Origin of the sequence: Paraburkholderia unamae, assembly GCF_003268775.1 — a bacterium.
GTDB classification, from domain to species: Bacteria; Pseudomonadota; Gammaproteobacteria; order Burkholderiales; family Burkholderiaceae; genus Paraburkholderia; species Paraburkholderia unamae.
This window is the reverse complement of sequence record NZ_QLSU01000009.1, coordinates 306,784-319,679: the sequence shown is the minus strand read 5'-3', so window position 1 is coordinate 319,679 and position 12,896 is coordinate 306,784. Positions and strand designations below refer to the sequence as shown.

Below are 12,896 nucleotides of genomic sequence, written 5' to 3'. Positions count from 1 at the left end.
CCCGAGCGCGGGTCGAGATCCTGGAAAAGATCGGTGCCGCTGCCGTCGGGCAGCTTCAGGTCGGTGAAGACCACGTCCGGCATTTGCCGCACGAGTTGGATGCGCGCCTCGCGCAGGTCACCCGCCTGCGCGGTGGTCAGCCCGTCTTCGCTCACCACGGCCGCTAGCGCCTCGCGGGTCTCGGCGTCGTCATCGACAATCAAAACATGTGGCATCGCGTCTCGTCAGCCCTGATAGGTGAATGGCTCCAAAGCGATCGCGCCGCGCCCGCCGCTTCGTCGCCGGACACGATTGCCCGGCGTCGCGGAGGTCGCGGCGCAGGATATTGCGCTGCCATGGAGTACGAAACGGTCGGACGCACGCCGAAGACGGCGATTCCTTCGATACGTGCGGTTCTGCTACGTGCGCGCAACAATCACGCGCGCCGCGTGCTGCCCGAACCTCGATTGTTGTTGATATGACTATTATAGACTTATTCGAGATGAGCGGGCACGGCCCTCGCCGGGGCGCGCCCGCCCTCGTCTAGCCATGCGGAAACGGCCACGGCGCGCCGTTGGCATCGCTTGCACCGTTCGTACCGTTCACGCCGTTCATCGCGGCGCGCTTGATGCCGCGCCCGGCCGTATCCTCGTGCTCGCGCACCGCCGCTCCGTCGGCCATGGCCATTTCGGCGCCCACGCCGTTGCCGTTGGTCTCGGCGAGCGAGCCGCCCTCGCCCTCCCAGCGGCTCAGGTCGCGATAGAAGGATTGCCGCTGCATGCGGTGACGCTGCGAAAAACGCCAGGCCAGCATGCCCGCCATCGCGCCCAGCGCGCCGACGGTCACCAGGGTTCCTACCCAACCGTTGCTGTTCTTCGACATCTCGCTCTCTCCCAGACAGGCCTCGTGATGGACGGAAGTCGCGAATGGCATCGCCCGAGGGCGTGGCCGATGCGCCGCCTCTGATGGTGATGACGGTGCGCGCGGCTGCAAGTTCCGCAGCAGGATGCGTGCCACCGGCTGGCGCGCATGCGGCCCCGTGAGCAGCAAAGCAGCCGGAATCAAGGCAGAATCGTGGCGTCGAAACCGGCGCAGCAGCGCCCCGTCGGCTTCCGCCAGCGGCATTTACGGCCTGCGGGCCCTGGGCAGGTCCATTGCCCACTGATGCGCGGCAGTGGTTAAATGTTTACGAGATGGAAACCTCGCGGCCGTCGGAGCGGCAAGTTCCGCACCTGTCCTGGACGGCCAGCCCCGGATCGCAGGGCCGGTTCGCAGCCACGCGCAGATGCGCACAGCAACACGCAGATGCGCGCTGAAAGCGAACGCCCGCACTACCTTGCAGGACGAACATCCCTATGGCGTCAATCGAGCCGGGCTCGCCCGCCGCCAAACGAAGTACCGGAAGTACCGCCCAGGACGCCGATGCGCGCGTCGCGGGATTGCAGTCGTACGGCCTGCTGTACGGCTCGTCGGCGGTCATGCTGGACCTTTATGCGCAGATCGGCCGCGTGGCCGTGACCGACGCCACCGCGCTCATCGTCGGCGAATCGGGCACGGGCAAGGAGCTGATCGCCCGTACGATCCACGCGCAAAGCGAGCGCAGCGGGGGTCCGTTCATCGCGGTGAACTGCGGCGCGATTCCCGACGAGCTGATCGAGGCCGAACTCTTCGGTCACGAAAAAGGCAGCTTCACGGGCGCCGTGCAGGCGCGCGACGGTCACTTCGAGCACGCGCGCGGCGGCACGCTGTTTCTCGACGAAATCACCGAGATGTCGCTGCTGCATCAGGTGAAACTGCTGCGCGCGCTCGAAACCGGCGAGTATTTTCCCGTGGGCGGCAACGAGGCGATTCAAGGCGACGTGCGCATCATCGCCGCGACCAACCGCGACCCCCTCGCCGCCGTGAAGGACAACTGCCTGCGCGAGGACCTGATGTACCGGCTCGCCGTGTTTCCGCTGCGCGCGCCGCCGCTGCGCGAGCGCGAGCGCGACCGCGAGTTGCTTGCCCAGCACTTTCTCACCGAGCTCAACGAGCAGGAAGGCGCGCAAAAAACCTTCAGCAAGCGCGCGCTCGAAACGGTGCGCAACTGGTCGTGGCCCGGCAATGTGCGCGAGCTGAAGAACGCGGTCTATCGCGCGTTCATCCTCGCGGAAAAGATCGTGGAGATCGCGCATCCTCAACTCGTGCCGCGCGTGAAGAAGCCCGTCACCCAGGGCGACGCGATGAGCGTGTGGATCGGCACGCCGCTCGCCGACGCGCAAAAGCAGATCATTCTCGGCACGCTCAAATATTGCGGCGGCGACAAGCGGCTCGCGGCGCGCACGCTCGGCGTGAGCCTCAAGACGCTCTATAACCGTCTCGGCAGCTACGGCGCCGACGAAGGCGACGGCGAGACTGCCGCCGACCCGCAGACCTCCGAGACGTCGGACGCACCGGATACGCCCAACACGCGCGAAGCCTGATCGCGCACGCACGCACCGCACGCAGCGGCGCATTGTCGTTGCGCGCGCAAGCAATCCGGGGCGCGGCGCAGATCGTCACAAAAAGCACAAGCAGCACAAATGGCCCGCGCCACACGTTCGTCGATCAGAGATCGGCACGCCGCGCACGGGCTTTTGCAATTTCTTGCACTTTCCCTATGCCCGCTAACAATGTCATGCTGCACAATCCGCAGCACGTAAAGTACGCAAACCTGCCGGATGGGCGCGCAACGCAACACCATCCGGCACGCGGCAGGGAAAGAACATGCAAGAAAGAAGTGCTCGGGCGCGCGTTGCGCCGTCGCCGGCTCTGGCGGTCGTAGAAACGATCGCCATCGCGCCGCCTCTCGAACGCGAGCGCACCGGCGCACGCTGGAAACGCGCCGCGTCGCTCACGCTGCTCACCGCCGCGGCGAGTCTCGCGTGCTCGGCGTGCAGCTCGCTCTACTCCGAAGGCGCACAAACGGGCGCGGGCATTGCCGGCGCGGCCATCGCCTCGAAGGTCACGAGCAACGCCGCCGTCGCGACCGGCATCGGCCTTGGCGCCGTGGCCGCCGCGAAAGCCGGCGTGCAGTACTCGGAGCGCGTCGTCCACACCAACACCCAGAACAGCATCGCGCAGGCGGCCGGCCCGCTCGACGTCGGCGCGGTCGCACCCTGGTCGATCACGCACTCGTTCCCGATCGAGGACGACGAGCACGGCCGCGTCACGGTGAGCCGCACGATCAGCAGCGGCGCGCTCGACTGCAAGGAGATCGTGTTCTCCGTCGATCAGGACGCCACCAAGGACAAGGCCGCGTCGAGCGCGTTCTACGTCGCCTCCGTGTGCCGCGACGGCGACGCGTGGAAGTGGGCCTCGGCCGAACCCGCCACCGCGCGCTGGGGCGCGCTGCAATGAGCGGCGCGCTTTCCACTCGCTTGCCGCAGTCGCCTCGGTCGCCTCGGTCCACGCCTCGCGCAGCCAGGCTGATCGCGCTGGCCGCGCTCTGCCTGGGCGCGACGCTCACGACGAGCGGCTGCATGTCGATCGGCGCGGCCAGCGGCGCCGCCGCCGCGGCGGCCACCGGCATTGTCACGGCCAATCCGGCGGTGGGGGTGGGCGTGGGTATCGCCGTGCAGGCCGCCACCGACGCAGCCGTCGGCCGCTTCATGAAGAGCATGCACGCGGACCAGCAGGAGTTGATCGCCGAAACGGCCGGCCGCCTGCCGGTGGGCGGCTTCGACCTCTGGCGCATCAAGCACCAGTTGCCCGTGGAAAACGGCCATGGCGAGGTGCGCGTGACACGCGCGTTCGCCACCCCGCTCGCGCTGTGCAAGGAGTTCGTATTCTCGGTGCAGGACGGCGACAAGGCCGACTCGCCCGAGCAGTGGTTCACGGCGAGCGCGTGCCAGGACTCGTCGGGCTGGAAGTGGGCGACGGCCGAGCCGGCCGTGGCGCGCTGGGGCACGCTGCAATAGCGTGGCCATAGCGTGACTTGTCCGCAAACAAAAAGCGGTCGTCGGGGCAACCCGCCCGGCGACCGCTTTTTCAAGAGCGCACGGGGCGAACCCCGCCTTGCTCAGGACTCCACGTCTTCGAGACTGAAGATTTCCGACTGGTCGTTGTACGAGAAAATCTCGCCGTAACGGCCCCAGTCGATCACGGTATCGAGCGTTTCTTCAGCCGCGCCGTCGGACAGGAAGTCCTCCAGCTCCTGCTCGAAACGCACACGCGGCGCACGATGGCCGGGCCGCTCGTTGAGCACCTTCTTGATCCGCGCCGCGAGCGGCACGTGGCGCAGCAGATGCTCGGCGAACATCATCTTGCGCTCCTGCGTGCCGAATTCCGCGAACACGCGCGCGGGCGGCGTGAGCAGCACGTCGCCTTCGCGCACGTCGGCGAAACCGAGGTTTTGCAACACTTCCGCGATCGGGAACAGATCGTCGACCTCCAGGTGCAGCGAGCGCGCGATTTCCGGCATGTCGGCACGGCCGTGATACGGCGCGGCGGCGAGCGTTTCGATCAGACCGGCCATCAGGTTGGTGGACACGCGCGGCAGCCAGCTGCCGAGCTCCAGCCCCTTCTTGGTGGTTTCGTCGGTCTGGCGCGCGGTCATCTTCGCGTAGATGTCGTCCACGAGCTTGCGGAAGACCGGGTCGAGACGGTTGCGCGGATGCTTGAACGGCACCTTGATCTCGGCCACCACGCGCCCCGGATTCGACGAGAGTACGAGGATGCGGTCGCACATGAACACCGCTTCCTCGATGTTGTGCGTGACGATCAGCACCGACTTGATCGGCAGGCGGCCTTGCGTCCACAGATCGAGCAGGTCGGTACGCAGCGTTTCGGCGGTCAGCACGTCGAGCGCCGAGAACGGCTCGTCCATGAGCATCAGCATGGGGTCGACCACGAGCGCGCGCGCAAAGCCCACGCGCTGGCGCATGCCGCCGGAAAGCTCGCGCGGGTAGGCGTTTTCGAAGCCGTCCAGACCGATCAGGTCGATCGCCGCCAGCGCCCGCTCGCGACGCTCGCGCGCCCCAACGCCCTGCGCTTCGAGGCCAGCTTCCACGTTTTGCAGCACCGTGAGCCACGGGAACAGCGCGAAGGTCTGGAACACCATCGCCACGCCCTCGGCCGGGCCATCGAGCGGCTTGCCGCGCCAGGTGACGTCGCCGGAAGTCGGCGAGATCAGGCCCGCGATGATGCGCAGCAGCGTGGACTTGCCCGAACCCGAACGGCCGAGCAGCCCGACGATCTCACCCTCGCGCAGCTGGAGGTTGGCGTCGTCGAGCACGAGCAGTTCGCCTTGGGACTTGTTGAAGCCCCGGCACACGTCCTTCACGTTCAGGATTTCAGCGCCGAGGCGCGGCGGGTTCGGGGCCGTCTGCACATCGCCGTGCGCGGCGCTCAGCGTCTTGGGGTTTTGCATCGCGTTACCTTCGATCCTTCGTTGTTCGTTCAGTCGAGCCGCAGACGGGACTCGGCGTAGGTGTACATCGGGCGCCAGATCACGCGGTTGAACAGCGTGACGAACAGCGACATCACGGCAATGCCGAGAATGATCTTCGGATAGTCGCCGGCCGCCGTCATCTGCGCGATATACGCGCCGAGACCGTGCGCGACGACTTTGGTGTCGCCCCACTGCACGAATTCGGAGACGATGCTCGCGTTCCACGCGCCGCCCGAAGCCGTGATGGCGCCCGTGACGTAGTACGGGAAGATGCCCGGCAGCATGGCCTGGCGCCACCACTGCCAGCCACGGATATGGAAGTTCTTCGCCGCTTCCTTGTAGTCGTTCGGATAGGCGCTGGCTCCGGCAATCACGTTGAACAGGATATACCACTGCGTGCCGAGCACGATCAGCGGTGACAGCCAGATGTCAGGGTTCAGGTGAAAGCGCACGATCACGATCACGAACACCGGGAACAGCAGGTTGGCCGGGAACGCGGCGAGGAACTGGGCGAGCGGTTGAACCTTCTCGGCAAGCGAGGGGCGCAAGCCGATCAGCACGCCGAGCGGCACCCAGATGACCGAGGCGACGGCGATCAGCAACGCCACACGCAGGAGCGTGATGAGGCCGAGCACGAGCACATGCCAGACTTCGTCGAGCGTCACGCCCGTGCGCACGTAGGCCACCACGCGCCACACCACGAACACGGTCAGCGCGATCACGAGCACGGCCCACACGGCGTCGCTGATACGCGCGCGCAAGTTGCGCCGGCCGGCCGGGAGCGGCGCGGCACGCGAGATGTTCGGGAACGACGGCAGTTTCAGCGGGATGCGCGCCGTTTTGGCGAGCAGCCAGCCAAGCGGCACGAGCAGCTGATGAATGAGGTGGGTGCGGCGGATCAGGTCGAGCAGCCACGATTCGGGCGCGTCGCCCGAGCTCGTGTTCTCCATGCGGAACTTGTCGGCCCACGCCACCAGCGGGCGGAACAGGAACTGGTCATAGGCGAGAATCACCACCACCATCGCGAGAATCACCCAGCCCACCGCGTGCAGGTTCTTTTCCGAGATCGCCTGGGCCAGATACGCGCCGACGCCCGGCAGCGTGATCGTGTTGTTGCCCACCGTGATCGCCTCGGAGGCCACCACGAAGAACCAGCCGCCCGACATCGACATCATCATGTTCCAGATGAGGCCCGGCAGCGAGAACGGCACTTCGAGCTTCCAGAAACGCTGCCATGCGGTCAGGTGAAAGCCGCGCGAGACTTCGTCCAGGTCGCGCGGCACCGTGCGCAGCGACTGGTAGAAGCTGAACGTCATGTTCCAGGCCTGGCTCGTGAAGATCGCGAAGATCGCCGCAAGTTCCGCCCCCAGCACGCGCGACGGAAACAGCGCGAGAAAGAAGGTGACCGTGAACGAGATGTAGCCGAGCACCGGCACCGACTGAAGAATGTCGAGAATCGGCACGAGCACCTGGCCCGCGCGGCGGCTCTTCGCCGCGAGCGTGCCGTACACCAGCGTAAAGATGAGCGAGGCCACCATCGCCGCGAGCATGCGCAGCGTGGTGCGCATGGCGTATTCGGGCAGGTTCGCCGGATCGAGCGAGATGGGCTGCGCCTTGAGCGTGGCGATCGGCGCCATCGTTTCGTGAAAGCCCACGGCCGCCATCGCGATCAGGCCGATCATGAGCGGGAACGCCACGAAATCCCAGCGATTGGGCAGCACGCGCCACGCCGAAGCGTTGGCCGTGCGGTTCAGGTTGAAGCCGAACTCCATTCAGACGCCCTCCGCGGCGGGATTCAGATAAGCAGACAAAAAAGCGCTCGCGCCACCGACGCTCGCACGACGGCCGGGCTGGCCGCCGCATGCTTGCCTCGATGAAAACGGCACGACACTACTACAACCTTCATGACAGGCACAACCGCGCCCGGCGCAGCGTGAAATCCCCGTCACACGGGCTTTCGCGGCGCTTTCGCAGGCCTTCTGGAGAGCTTCCAGCGCAACATGCGCGCGGCATCCGCACGACATCGTGATGACACATCGATGACGCCGTGATGACACAACGCCGGCACGCATGCATCAAGGCGGCCGCAAACGCCAGCCGGCATTCGTCAGCGGACCTCAAACGTCGCTTGCGCGCCACAACCCGGCCATCAGTTGGCCATCACGCGACACTCATGCGCGAAGGGTTCGCGACGCCCGCCAGGGCGCGCAAGTCCACGCGCACGGCATGCCGCTTGCATGTTAGCGATCTGTCCACGCGCCGCCGCCTGCGCTCGCCGCGCCACAACGCCGCTGCGCGGCTACGAGAGCGGGATCGCCGGCGCCGTTCGAGGGGTAAAATCGACTCGCGCCGACGGCGGCGCTCCGACGCCACAGGCGCCGGCTCCACGCCTCAATGCCCACTCACGAATCAGAAGGCCGATGAACAGGAGACTCTTGCGTCAGGCAGCCGGACCCATCGGGGTCCTGGTGGTCGCGCTCGTCTGCTGGGCGGCGGCCGACTGGATCGCGGACCGCATGGTCCGCCAGGAGTTCGTGGCCGCGCTCAACGCACAACGCCAGATGACGCGCTCGGTCGTGGACAACATGGCCGAAGTGATCGCGAGCGACCTGGCGATGTCGCGCGCCATTCCGGCGACCATGGCCGAAACCCGCGTGGTCCAGCAAGCGCTCACCGAGGCCGCGCATTATGCCGCGTCGCACGACTCGACGGAACTGGCGCGGCGCAAGGAACTGCAAGCGGTGCCGCAACTGGCCGCCGTCGACCGCTTCCTCCACGACGCGCAAGGCTTCTCCGGGCTCGACGCAATCTGGCTCGTGAACGGGAACGGGATCTGCATCGCGTCAAGCAATGCGCTCGAGCAAATCTCCTATGTGGGCGTGGACATGCGCCCGCGCGCGTACTTGAACGACACGCTGCTCGGCGCGTTTTCGGAGGCCTATGGCGTGGGCACGGCAAGCGGCGAACCGGGCATTTTCGTCGCCGCGCCCGTTTATGACGAAGGCCTGCTGGTCGGCGCCGTGGTCGCGAAGGTCAGCATCGCGCGGCTGCGCCACTGGGTCACCCATCCGGGCACCTTCGTCGCGGACAGCAACGGCGTCGTCATCATGGCCCATGACAGCGCGCTGGAAGGCCGCGCCCTGCCCGGCTCGCACGTTGCCGAAATGAATGCGGTGGACCGCGTGAACACCTACCTGCGCGAGCGCTTTTCTACGCTCGGTCTGCAATCGGCCGCGCAGGCCGCGACGCGCGAAGCGCCGTGGCTGCCGCACACCCAAGCCGCGCAGATGGTCGAGCTGCCGGGCCACCGGGCCCCCGCGCTCTACGAGCAACGCGGCGGCCTGAACTCGGGGCTCTCCGCCCATCTCGTGGACCCGGTCAATGCGTGGCCCGAGCTGCTCGCGAACCACCAGCGCAACCGGCTCCTCATCTTCCTCACGTTGGCGGGCACGGCCGCGCTCGCGGCGGTGATCACGGTGTCGTGGGTGCGCGAGAAACGCCTGCACCGCGCGAGCCGCGATCTCGCGGAGCAGTTGCAGGACGCCAACGCGCTGCTCGCAGCCGAGGCGCGCCACGACGCGCTGACCGGCGCGCTCTCGCGGCGCTACTTCCTCGACCTGCTGCGCCGCGAGATCGACGCAGCCTATGCGGCGGGCAAGCCGCTGTGCATGGCGATCGCCGACCTCGACTACTTCAAGCAGATCAACGACCGCTTCGGCCACCCGGCGGGCGACCGCGCGCTCCAGCATTTCGTGCAGACGTGCCGCTCCGAGCTGCGCGCGGACGACGCGGTCGGGCGCCTCGGCGGCGAGGAATTCGGCATCCTCCTGCCCGCGACCTCGCTCGCCACGGGCCTCGCCGTCCTCGACCGCCTGCGCCAGCAGGTGGGCATGCGCATCTGCGCGGAACTGCCCGAGGAGGCGAGCGTGAGCGTGAGCATCGGCGTGACCGAACTCGCCGCCGCGCAGGACCAGCCCGAGCGCCTGATGAGCCGCGCCGATCTCGCGCTCTACATGGCCAAGGCGGCCGGGCGCGACCGTTGCGAAGCCCTGACCGGCGAAGGCGTCGTGCCGCCGCGCACGGCCGCGCCGACCTGGTGACTCGCGACGCCCAGGTCCGCGCGCGCTTGCGGGACTCGCCCGGCCAGAAGGACGAGGCGCGGTATCATGGAACGAACGGTGTGCGCGGCTTCACGCGAAGCGCATGAAGCCGCCGCGCCATCTCGGTGTTCCGCACAAAATCTGGAGGCATGCATGAAGGGAAATCTGGTCATTGTCTGCCGCGATCAGGATGCGATCGCGTTCGACCAGTTGATGGTCGAGTACGGCGCGTTCCAGACGCGCCTGTCATCGACCGCGTGGTATCTGAAGCTCGACGCCACGCCCGAGTTGATTCAGGAAGAGATTCTTGCCCGCCTCGGCAAGTACACGACGCACTACATCTTCGAGGCCGGCAGCGTGACCTACAACACGGTTGACAGCGAGGCCGCCGCCGCGCTCGACACGCTTTTCACGGCCTGAAGCCGCCAGGCCTCTCATTCGGCGCCGTGATTACGGCGCCCTTGGCTAGTTCGGCCCGCCCCGCTCCCCGCCTCGCGAAGCCGCGCCCCTTGCGGCGCTGGCCCCGCTACCCACCCGACCCGGCTTTACCAGACCTGCGCCGCTTCAGACACGGTGCGGGCCACCACGTCGAACGCGAACGTCATGCGCACGGCGAGGCCGCCGCTTTCGCCGTTGCCGATGGCAAGCTCGCCGCCCGCGCGGCGCACGAGACGCTCGACGATCGCGAGCCCGAGACCGCTGTGGCCGTTGCCGCCGCGCGCGGGGTCGAGCCGCACGAAGGGCCGGCTCGCCTGCGTGAGATCCTGGTCCGGGATGCCCGTACCGTGGTCGCGCACCGTGAGCGAAAAGCCGTCGGCGCCGCGCTCGCTCTCGATCACGACGGGCGGCGCGCCATACGCATGGGCGTTGTCGAGCAGGTTCGAGACCACGCGCTCGAGCGTGGCGGCCGGCAAGCGAAACTCCGGCCCTGCACGCAGACGCGTTTCGATCGCGATCGACGCGCCGCCTACCGTGCGGTAGTTGCGCACGATGCGCTCGCACTGGTCGTCGACCTCGACGGGCTCGCTGCGGTCGGCGCCGTCGTGCGCGAACACGAGGAACTGGTCGACGATATGCGCCATCGATTCGACGTCGCGCACCACGCCGTCGCGCACCTTCTGCTCGTCCATCATCTCGGCGCGCAGGCGCAGCCGCGCAAGCGGCGTCTTGAGGTCGTGCGCGACGCCCGCCAGCATAACGGCGCGGTCTTTTTCGGTGCGCTCGACTTCCTTGACCATCTGGTTGAAGCCGCGCGTGAGCTGGCGCAACTCGCGCGGCCCGCGCTCGGGCACGGGCGGCACCGGCTCGCCGCGGCCGAAGCGTCCCACGCCCTGGGCGAGCGCGCGCAACGGCTGCTGGAGCATCCACGCGGCCACGAGCGCGGCGATCACCGCCGCCGCGAAAATGATGACGAACCACGGCACGAGCTTGTCGAGCGGGCGCATGATGCGCAGCGGCTGGCCGGGCACCACGATCCAGAACGCGTCCTGCGGGCCGCGCACCCAGAGCGTGGGCGGCCGGCCGGGCGGCCCGGCGCGCACGTCGGTGCCGGGCGGCATGCGGTCGCGCACATCGTCGATGAAACGGCGCAGCGGCTCGGGCATGGTGTCGCTCACGGCCGGCACTTCAGCGCTGGCCGGGTCGACGAGCTTCACACGCGAAGGCAGCGGCGTGCCGGGCTCGCGCGCGACGTGCTGGCGCACCGCGTCGACGAGGAAGGTGGCTTCCTCGACGGCGTAGCGCGTTTGCATCTGGTTGCGCTCGAGGCGCATCAGGGCGAACCAGGCGACGTGCGAAATCAGCAGGACGCCGATGAAAAGCAGCGCGAGCCGCCCGAACAGCGAATCAACCGGCCGGCGCATGGTTGCCCTGCTCTCCATCGGGCACGAACACGTAGCCACGCCCGCGCACGGTCTGGATGAAGCGCGGCGTGGACGGGTCGGATTCGAGAATGCGGCGCAGGCGCCACACCTGCACGTCGATGCCGCGGTCGGTGCCGTCGTACTCGGGACCGTGCAGCAATTCCAGCAGGCGCTCGCGCGTGAGCGTGCGCATGGGGTGGTTCACGAAGATCTTGAGGAGCGCGAATTCGCTGCCCGACAGCATGATCGGCTTGCCTTCCTGTTGCAGCGTGCGCGACTGGAAGTCGAGCGTGAAGCGGCCGAACGAGTACGGCTCGCGCTGCTCGGGCGCGGCTGCCGAGGGCAGCGTGCGGCGCCGGCGCAACACGGCCTGCACGCGCGCGAGCAGCTCGCGCGGGTTGAACGGCTTGCCGAGGTAGTCGTCCGCGCCGAGTTCCAGACCGACGATGCGGTCCACGTCGTCCGCACGCGCCGTGAGCATGATGACGGGGATGTCGTCGCCCGCCGCGCGCAGCTTGCGCAGCGCGGTGAGGCCGTCCACACCCGGCATCATCAGGTCGAGCACGATCAGGTCCGGGCGCTCGCGCTCGAGCCGCCGCTCCAGCGAGCTGGCGTCGTGCAGCACCGAGACTTCCATGCCCTGGCGCGCCAGATAGTCGCGCAGGAGGTCGCGTAGTTCGAGGTCGTCGTCGACGACAAGGATTTGAGTAGCCATGGATCGAAGTGTAACGCGCGCGCAGGTGGCGTTTGCTTACAGGCCTGCCACCTGAGTTACCAGGTGTTACGGCGAAAGGCGTGTGTAATGTCGCGTAATGACGGCGTGCGGTGCGGTAACACGCGGCACCCGCCGGGCCGATACGCTAGGGACACCGGTTGCGAGCGCCACCACTTGATCCAGGCGCCGCGCCAGACCGGATAAAACCCTCATGGATTTGTCAGGAGCATCACCATGTACAAGACGACTTCGCGCCTTCTCGCCATCGCCGCCGCCTCGCTCGCGCTCACCGTGGGCGCCACCGCCGCCAACGCCCAGACCCCGCCGCCGCCCCCGGGCGGCCCCGGCATGATGCACGGCGGTCCGGGCATGCATGGCGGCCCCGGCATGCACGGCGACTTCATGCTCGGCTTCAAGAAGCTGCACGACAAGCTGAATCTGAACGCCGCACAGGAAAAGCAATGGCAGGCCGCGCTCGACACGATGAAGCAGAACGGCGAGGCCATGCGCAAGAATCATGAACAGATGAAACAGCAGTTCGATTCGATGAAGAACCAGCCGATCCTCGACCTGAACGCCATGCACACGGCGCACGAGCAGGTCGAGCAGCAGAACCAGCAACTGCGCGAGCAGACCACGCAGGCGTGGCTCGCCTTCTACAACGGCCTGAACGACCAGCAGAAGACGACCGTGAGCTCGGCGATCAAGGAGCGCTTTGCGAAGATGGAACAGCGCCACGAGAAAATGCGCGAGCGCTGGGAGCAGCACCACAAGGGCGGCGCATCGGCGCCGGCCGCGCCGCAGTAAGGCGTGCGGCAAACGCGCCGCCT

12 protein-coding genes are annotated in these 12,896 nt (G+C 67.6%); 6 read left to right on the top strand and 6 right to left on the bottom strand.

The window, feature by feature from the left end; translation table 11 throughout:
* On the bottom strand, positions 1 to 215 hold a 215-nt coding region (locus tag C7401_RS17540; protein WP_146757940.1), incomplete at its 3' end, for a response regulator.
* 307 nt (positions 216 to 522) lie between these two features.
* A complete protein-coding gene (locus C7401_RS44390) occupies positions 523 to 1,104 on the bottom strand; it encodes a hypothetical protein (protein ID WP_146757939.1) in 582 nt (193 codons plus the stop codon).
* A 230-nt stretch (positions 1,105 to 1,334) separates the two neighbouring features.
* On the opposite strand from C7401_RS44390, the gene C7401_RS17530 reads away from it, so the two are divergent.
* The 3 genes from C7401_RS17530 to C7401_RS17520 all read left to right on the top strand — a co-directional run bounded on the left by C7401_RS17530 (position 1,335) and on the right by C7401_RS17520 (position 3,917).
* Complete coding sequence (locus C7401_RS17530; protein WP_112172658.1) at positions 1,335 to 2,441, top strand: sigma-54 interaction domain-containing protein; 1,107 nt, start codon at positions 1,335 to 1,337, stop codon at positions 2,439 to 2,441.
* A gap of 283 nt (positions 2,442 to 2,724) precedes the next feature.
* Positions 2,725 to 3,357, top strand: coding sequence for a hypothetical protein (locus tag C7401_RS17525; protein ID WP_258397121.1), 633 nt, complete (start codon positions 2,725 to 2,727; stop codon positions 3,355 to 3,357).
* A complete protein-coding gene (locus C7401_RS17520; RefSeq protein WP_258397120.1) occupies positions 3,354 to 3,917 on the top strand; it encodes a hypothetical protein in 564 nt (187 codons plus the stop codon). Before C7401_RS17525 ends, C7401_RS17520 begins: the two co-directional genes overlap by 4 nt.
* Positions 3,918 to 4,018: 101 nt before the next feature.
* On the opposite strand, the gene C7401_RS17515 is transcribed toward C7401_RS17520, so the two are convergent.
* Positions 4,019 to 5,368 carry an ABC transporter ATP-binding protein gene (locus C7401_RS17515; RefSeq protein ID WP_112172656.1) on the bottom strand — a complete coding sequence of 450 codons (1,350 nt, stop codon included), beginning with the start codon at positions 5,366 to 5,368 and terminating at the stop codon, positions 4,019 to 4,021.
* Between the two features lie 29 nt (positions 5,369 to 5,397).
* Positions 5,398 to 7,161 (bottom strand): ABC transporter permease, encoded by a 1,764-nt coding sequence (locus C7401_RS17510; protein WP_112172655.1) that lies wholly within the window; start codon positions 7,159 to 7,161, stop codon positions 5,398 to 5,400.
* A 648-nt stretch (positions 7,162 to 7,809) separates the two neighbouring features.
* Here C7401_RS17510 and C7401_RS17505 point away from each other — a divergent pair.
* Together C7401_RS17505 and C7401_RS17500 are read left to right on the top strand one after the other, a co-directional pair.
* Positions 7,810 to 9,489: a sensor domain-containing diguanylate cyclase gene (locus tag C7401_RS17505; protein WP_112172654.1), complete on the top strand. Its 1,680-nt coding sequence runs from the start codon at positions 7,810 to 7,812 to the stop codon at positions 9,487 to 9,489.
* A 153-nt stretch (positions 9,490 to 9,642) separates the two neighbouring features.
* On the top strand, positions 9,643 to 9,909 hold the full coding sequence (locus C7401_RS17500) for a double-stranded DNA-specific endonuclease (protein WP_112172653.1): 267 nt from the start codon (positions 9,643 to 9,645) through the stop codon (positions 9,907 to 9,909).
* A 125-nt stretch (positions 9,910 to 10,034) separates the two neighbouring features.
* On the opposite strand, the gene C7401_RS17495 is transcribed toward C7401_RS17500, so the two are convergent.
* Positions 10,035 to 11,351 (bottom strand): ATP-binding protein, encoded by a 1,317-nt coding sequence (locus C7401_RS17495; RefSeq protein WP_112172652.1) that lies wholly within the window; start codon positions 11,349 to 11,351, stop codon positions 10,035 to 10,037.
* Positions 11,335 to 12,066, bottom strand: coding sequence for a response regulator (locus C7401_RS17490; RefSeq protein ID WP_112172651.1), 732 nt, complete (start codon positions 12,064 to 12,066; stop codon positions 11,335 to 11,337). The genes C7401_RS17495 and C7401_RS17490 overlap by 17 nt, the downstream gene beginning before the upstream one ends.
* A 234-nt stretch (positions 12,067 to 12,300) precedes the next feature.
* On the opposite strand from C7401_RS17490, the gene C7401_RS17485 reads away from it, so the two are divergent.
* Positions 12,301 to 12,873 (top strand): Spy/CpxP family protein refolding chaperone, encoded by a 573-nt coding sequence (locus tag C7401_RS17485; RefSeq protein ID WP_112172650.1) that lies wholly within the window; start codon positions 12,301 to 12,303, stop codon positions 12,871 to 12,873.
* Positions 12,874 to 12,896: the final 23 nt, after the last annotated feature.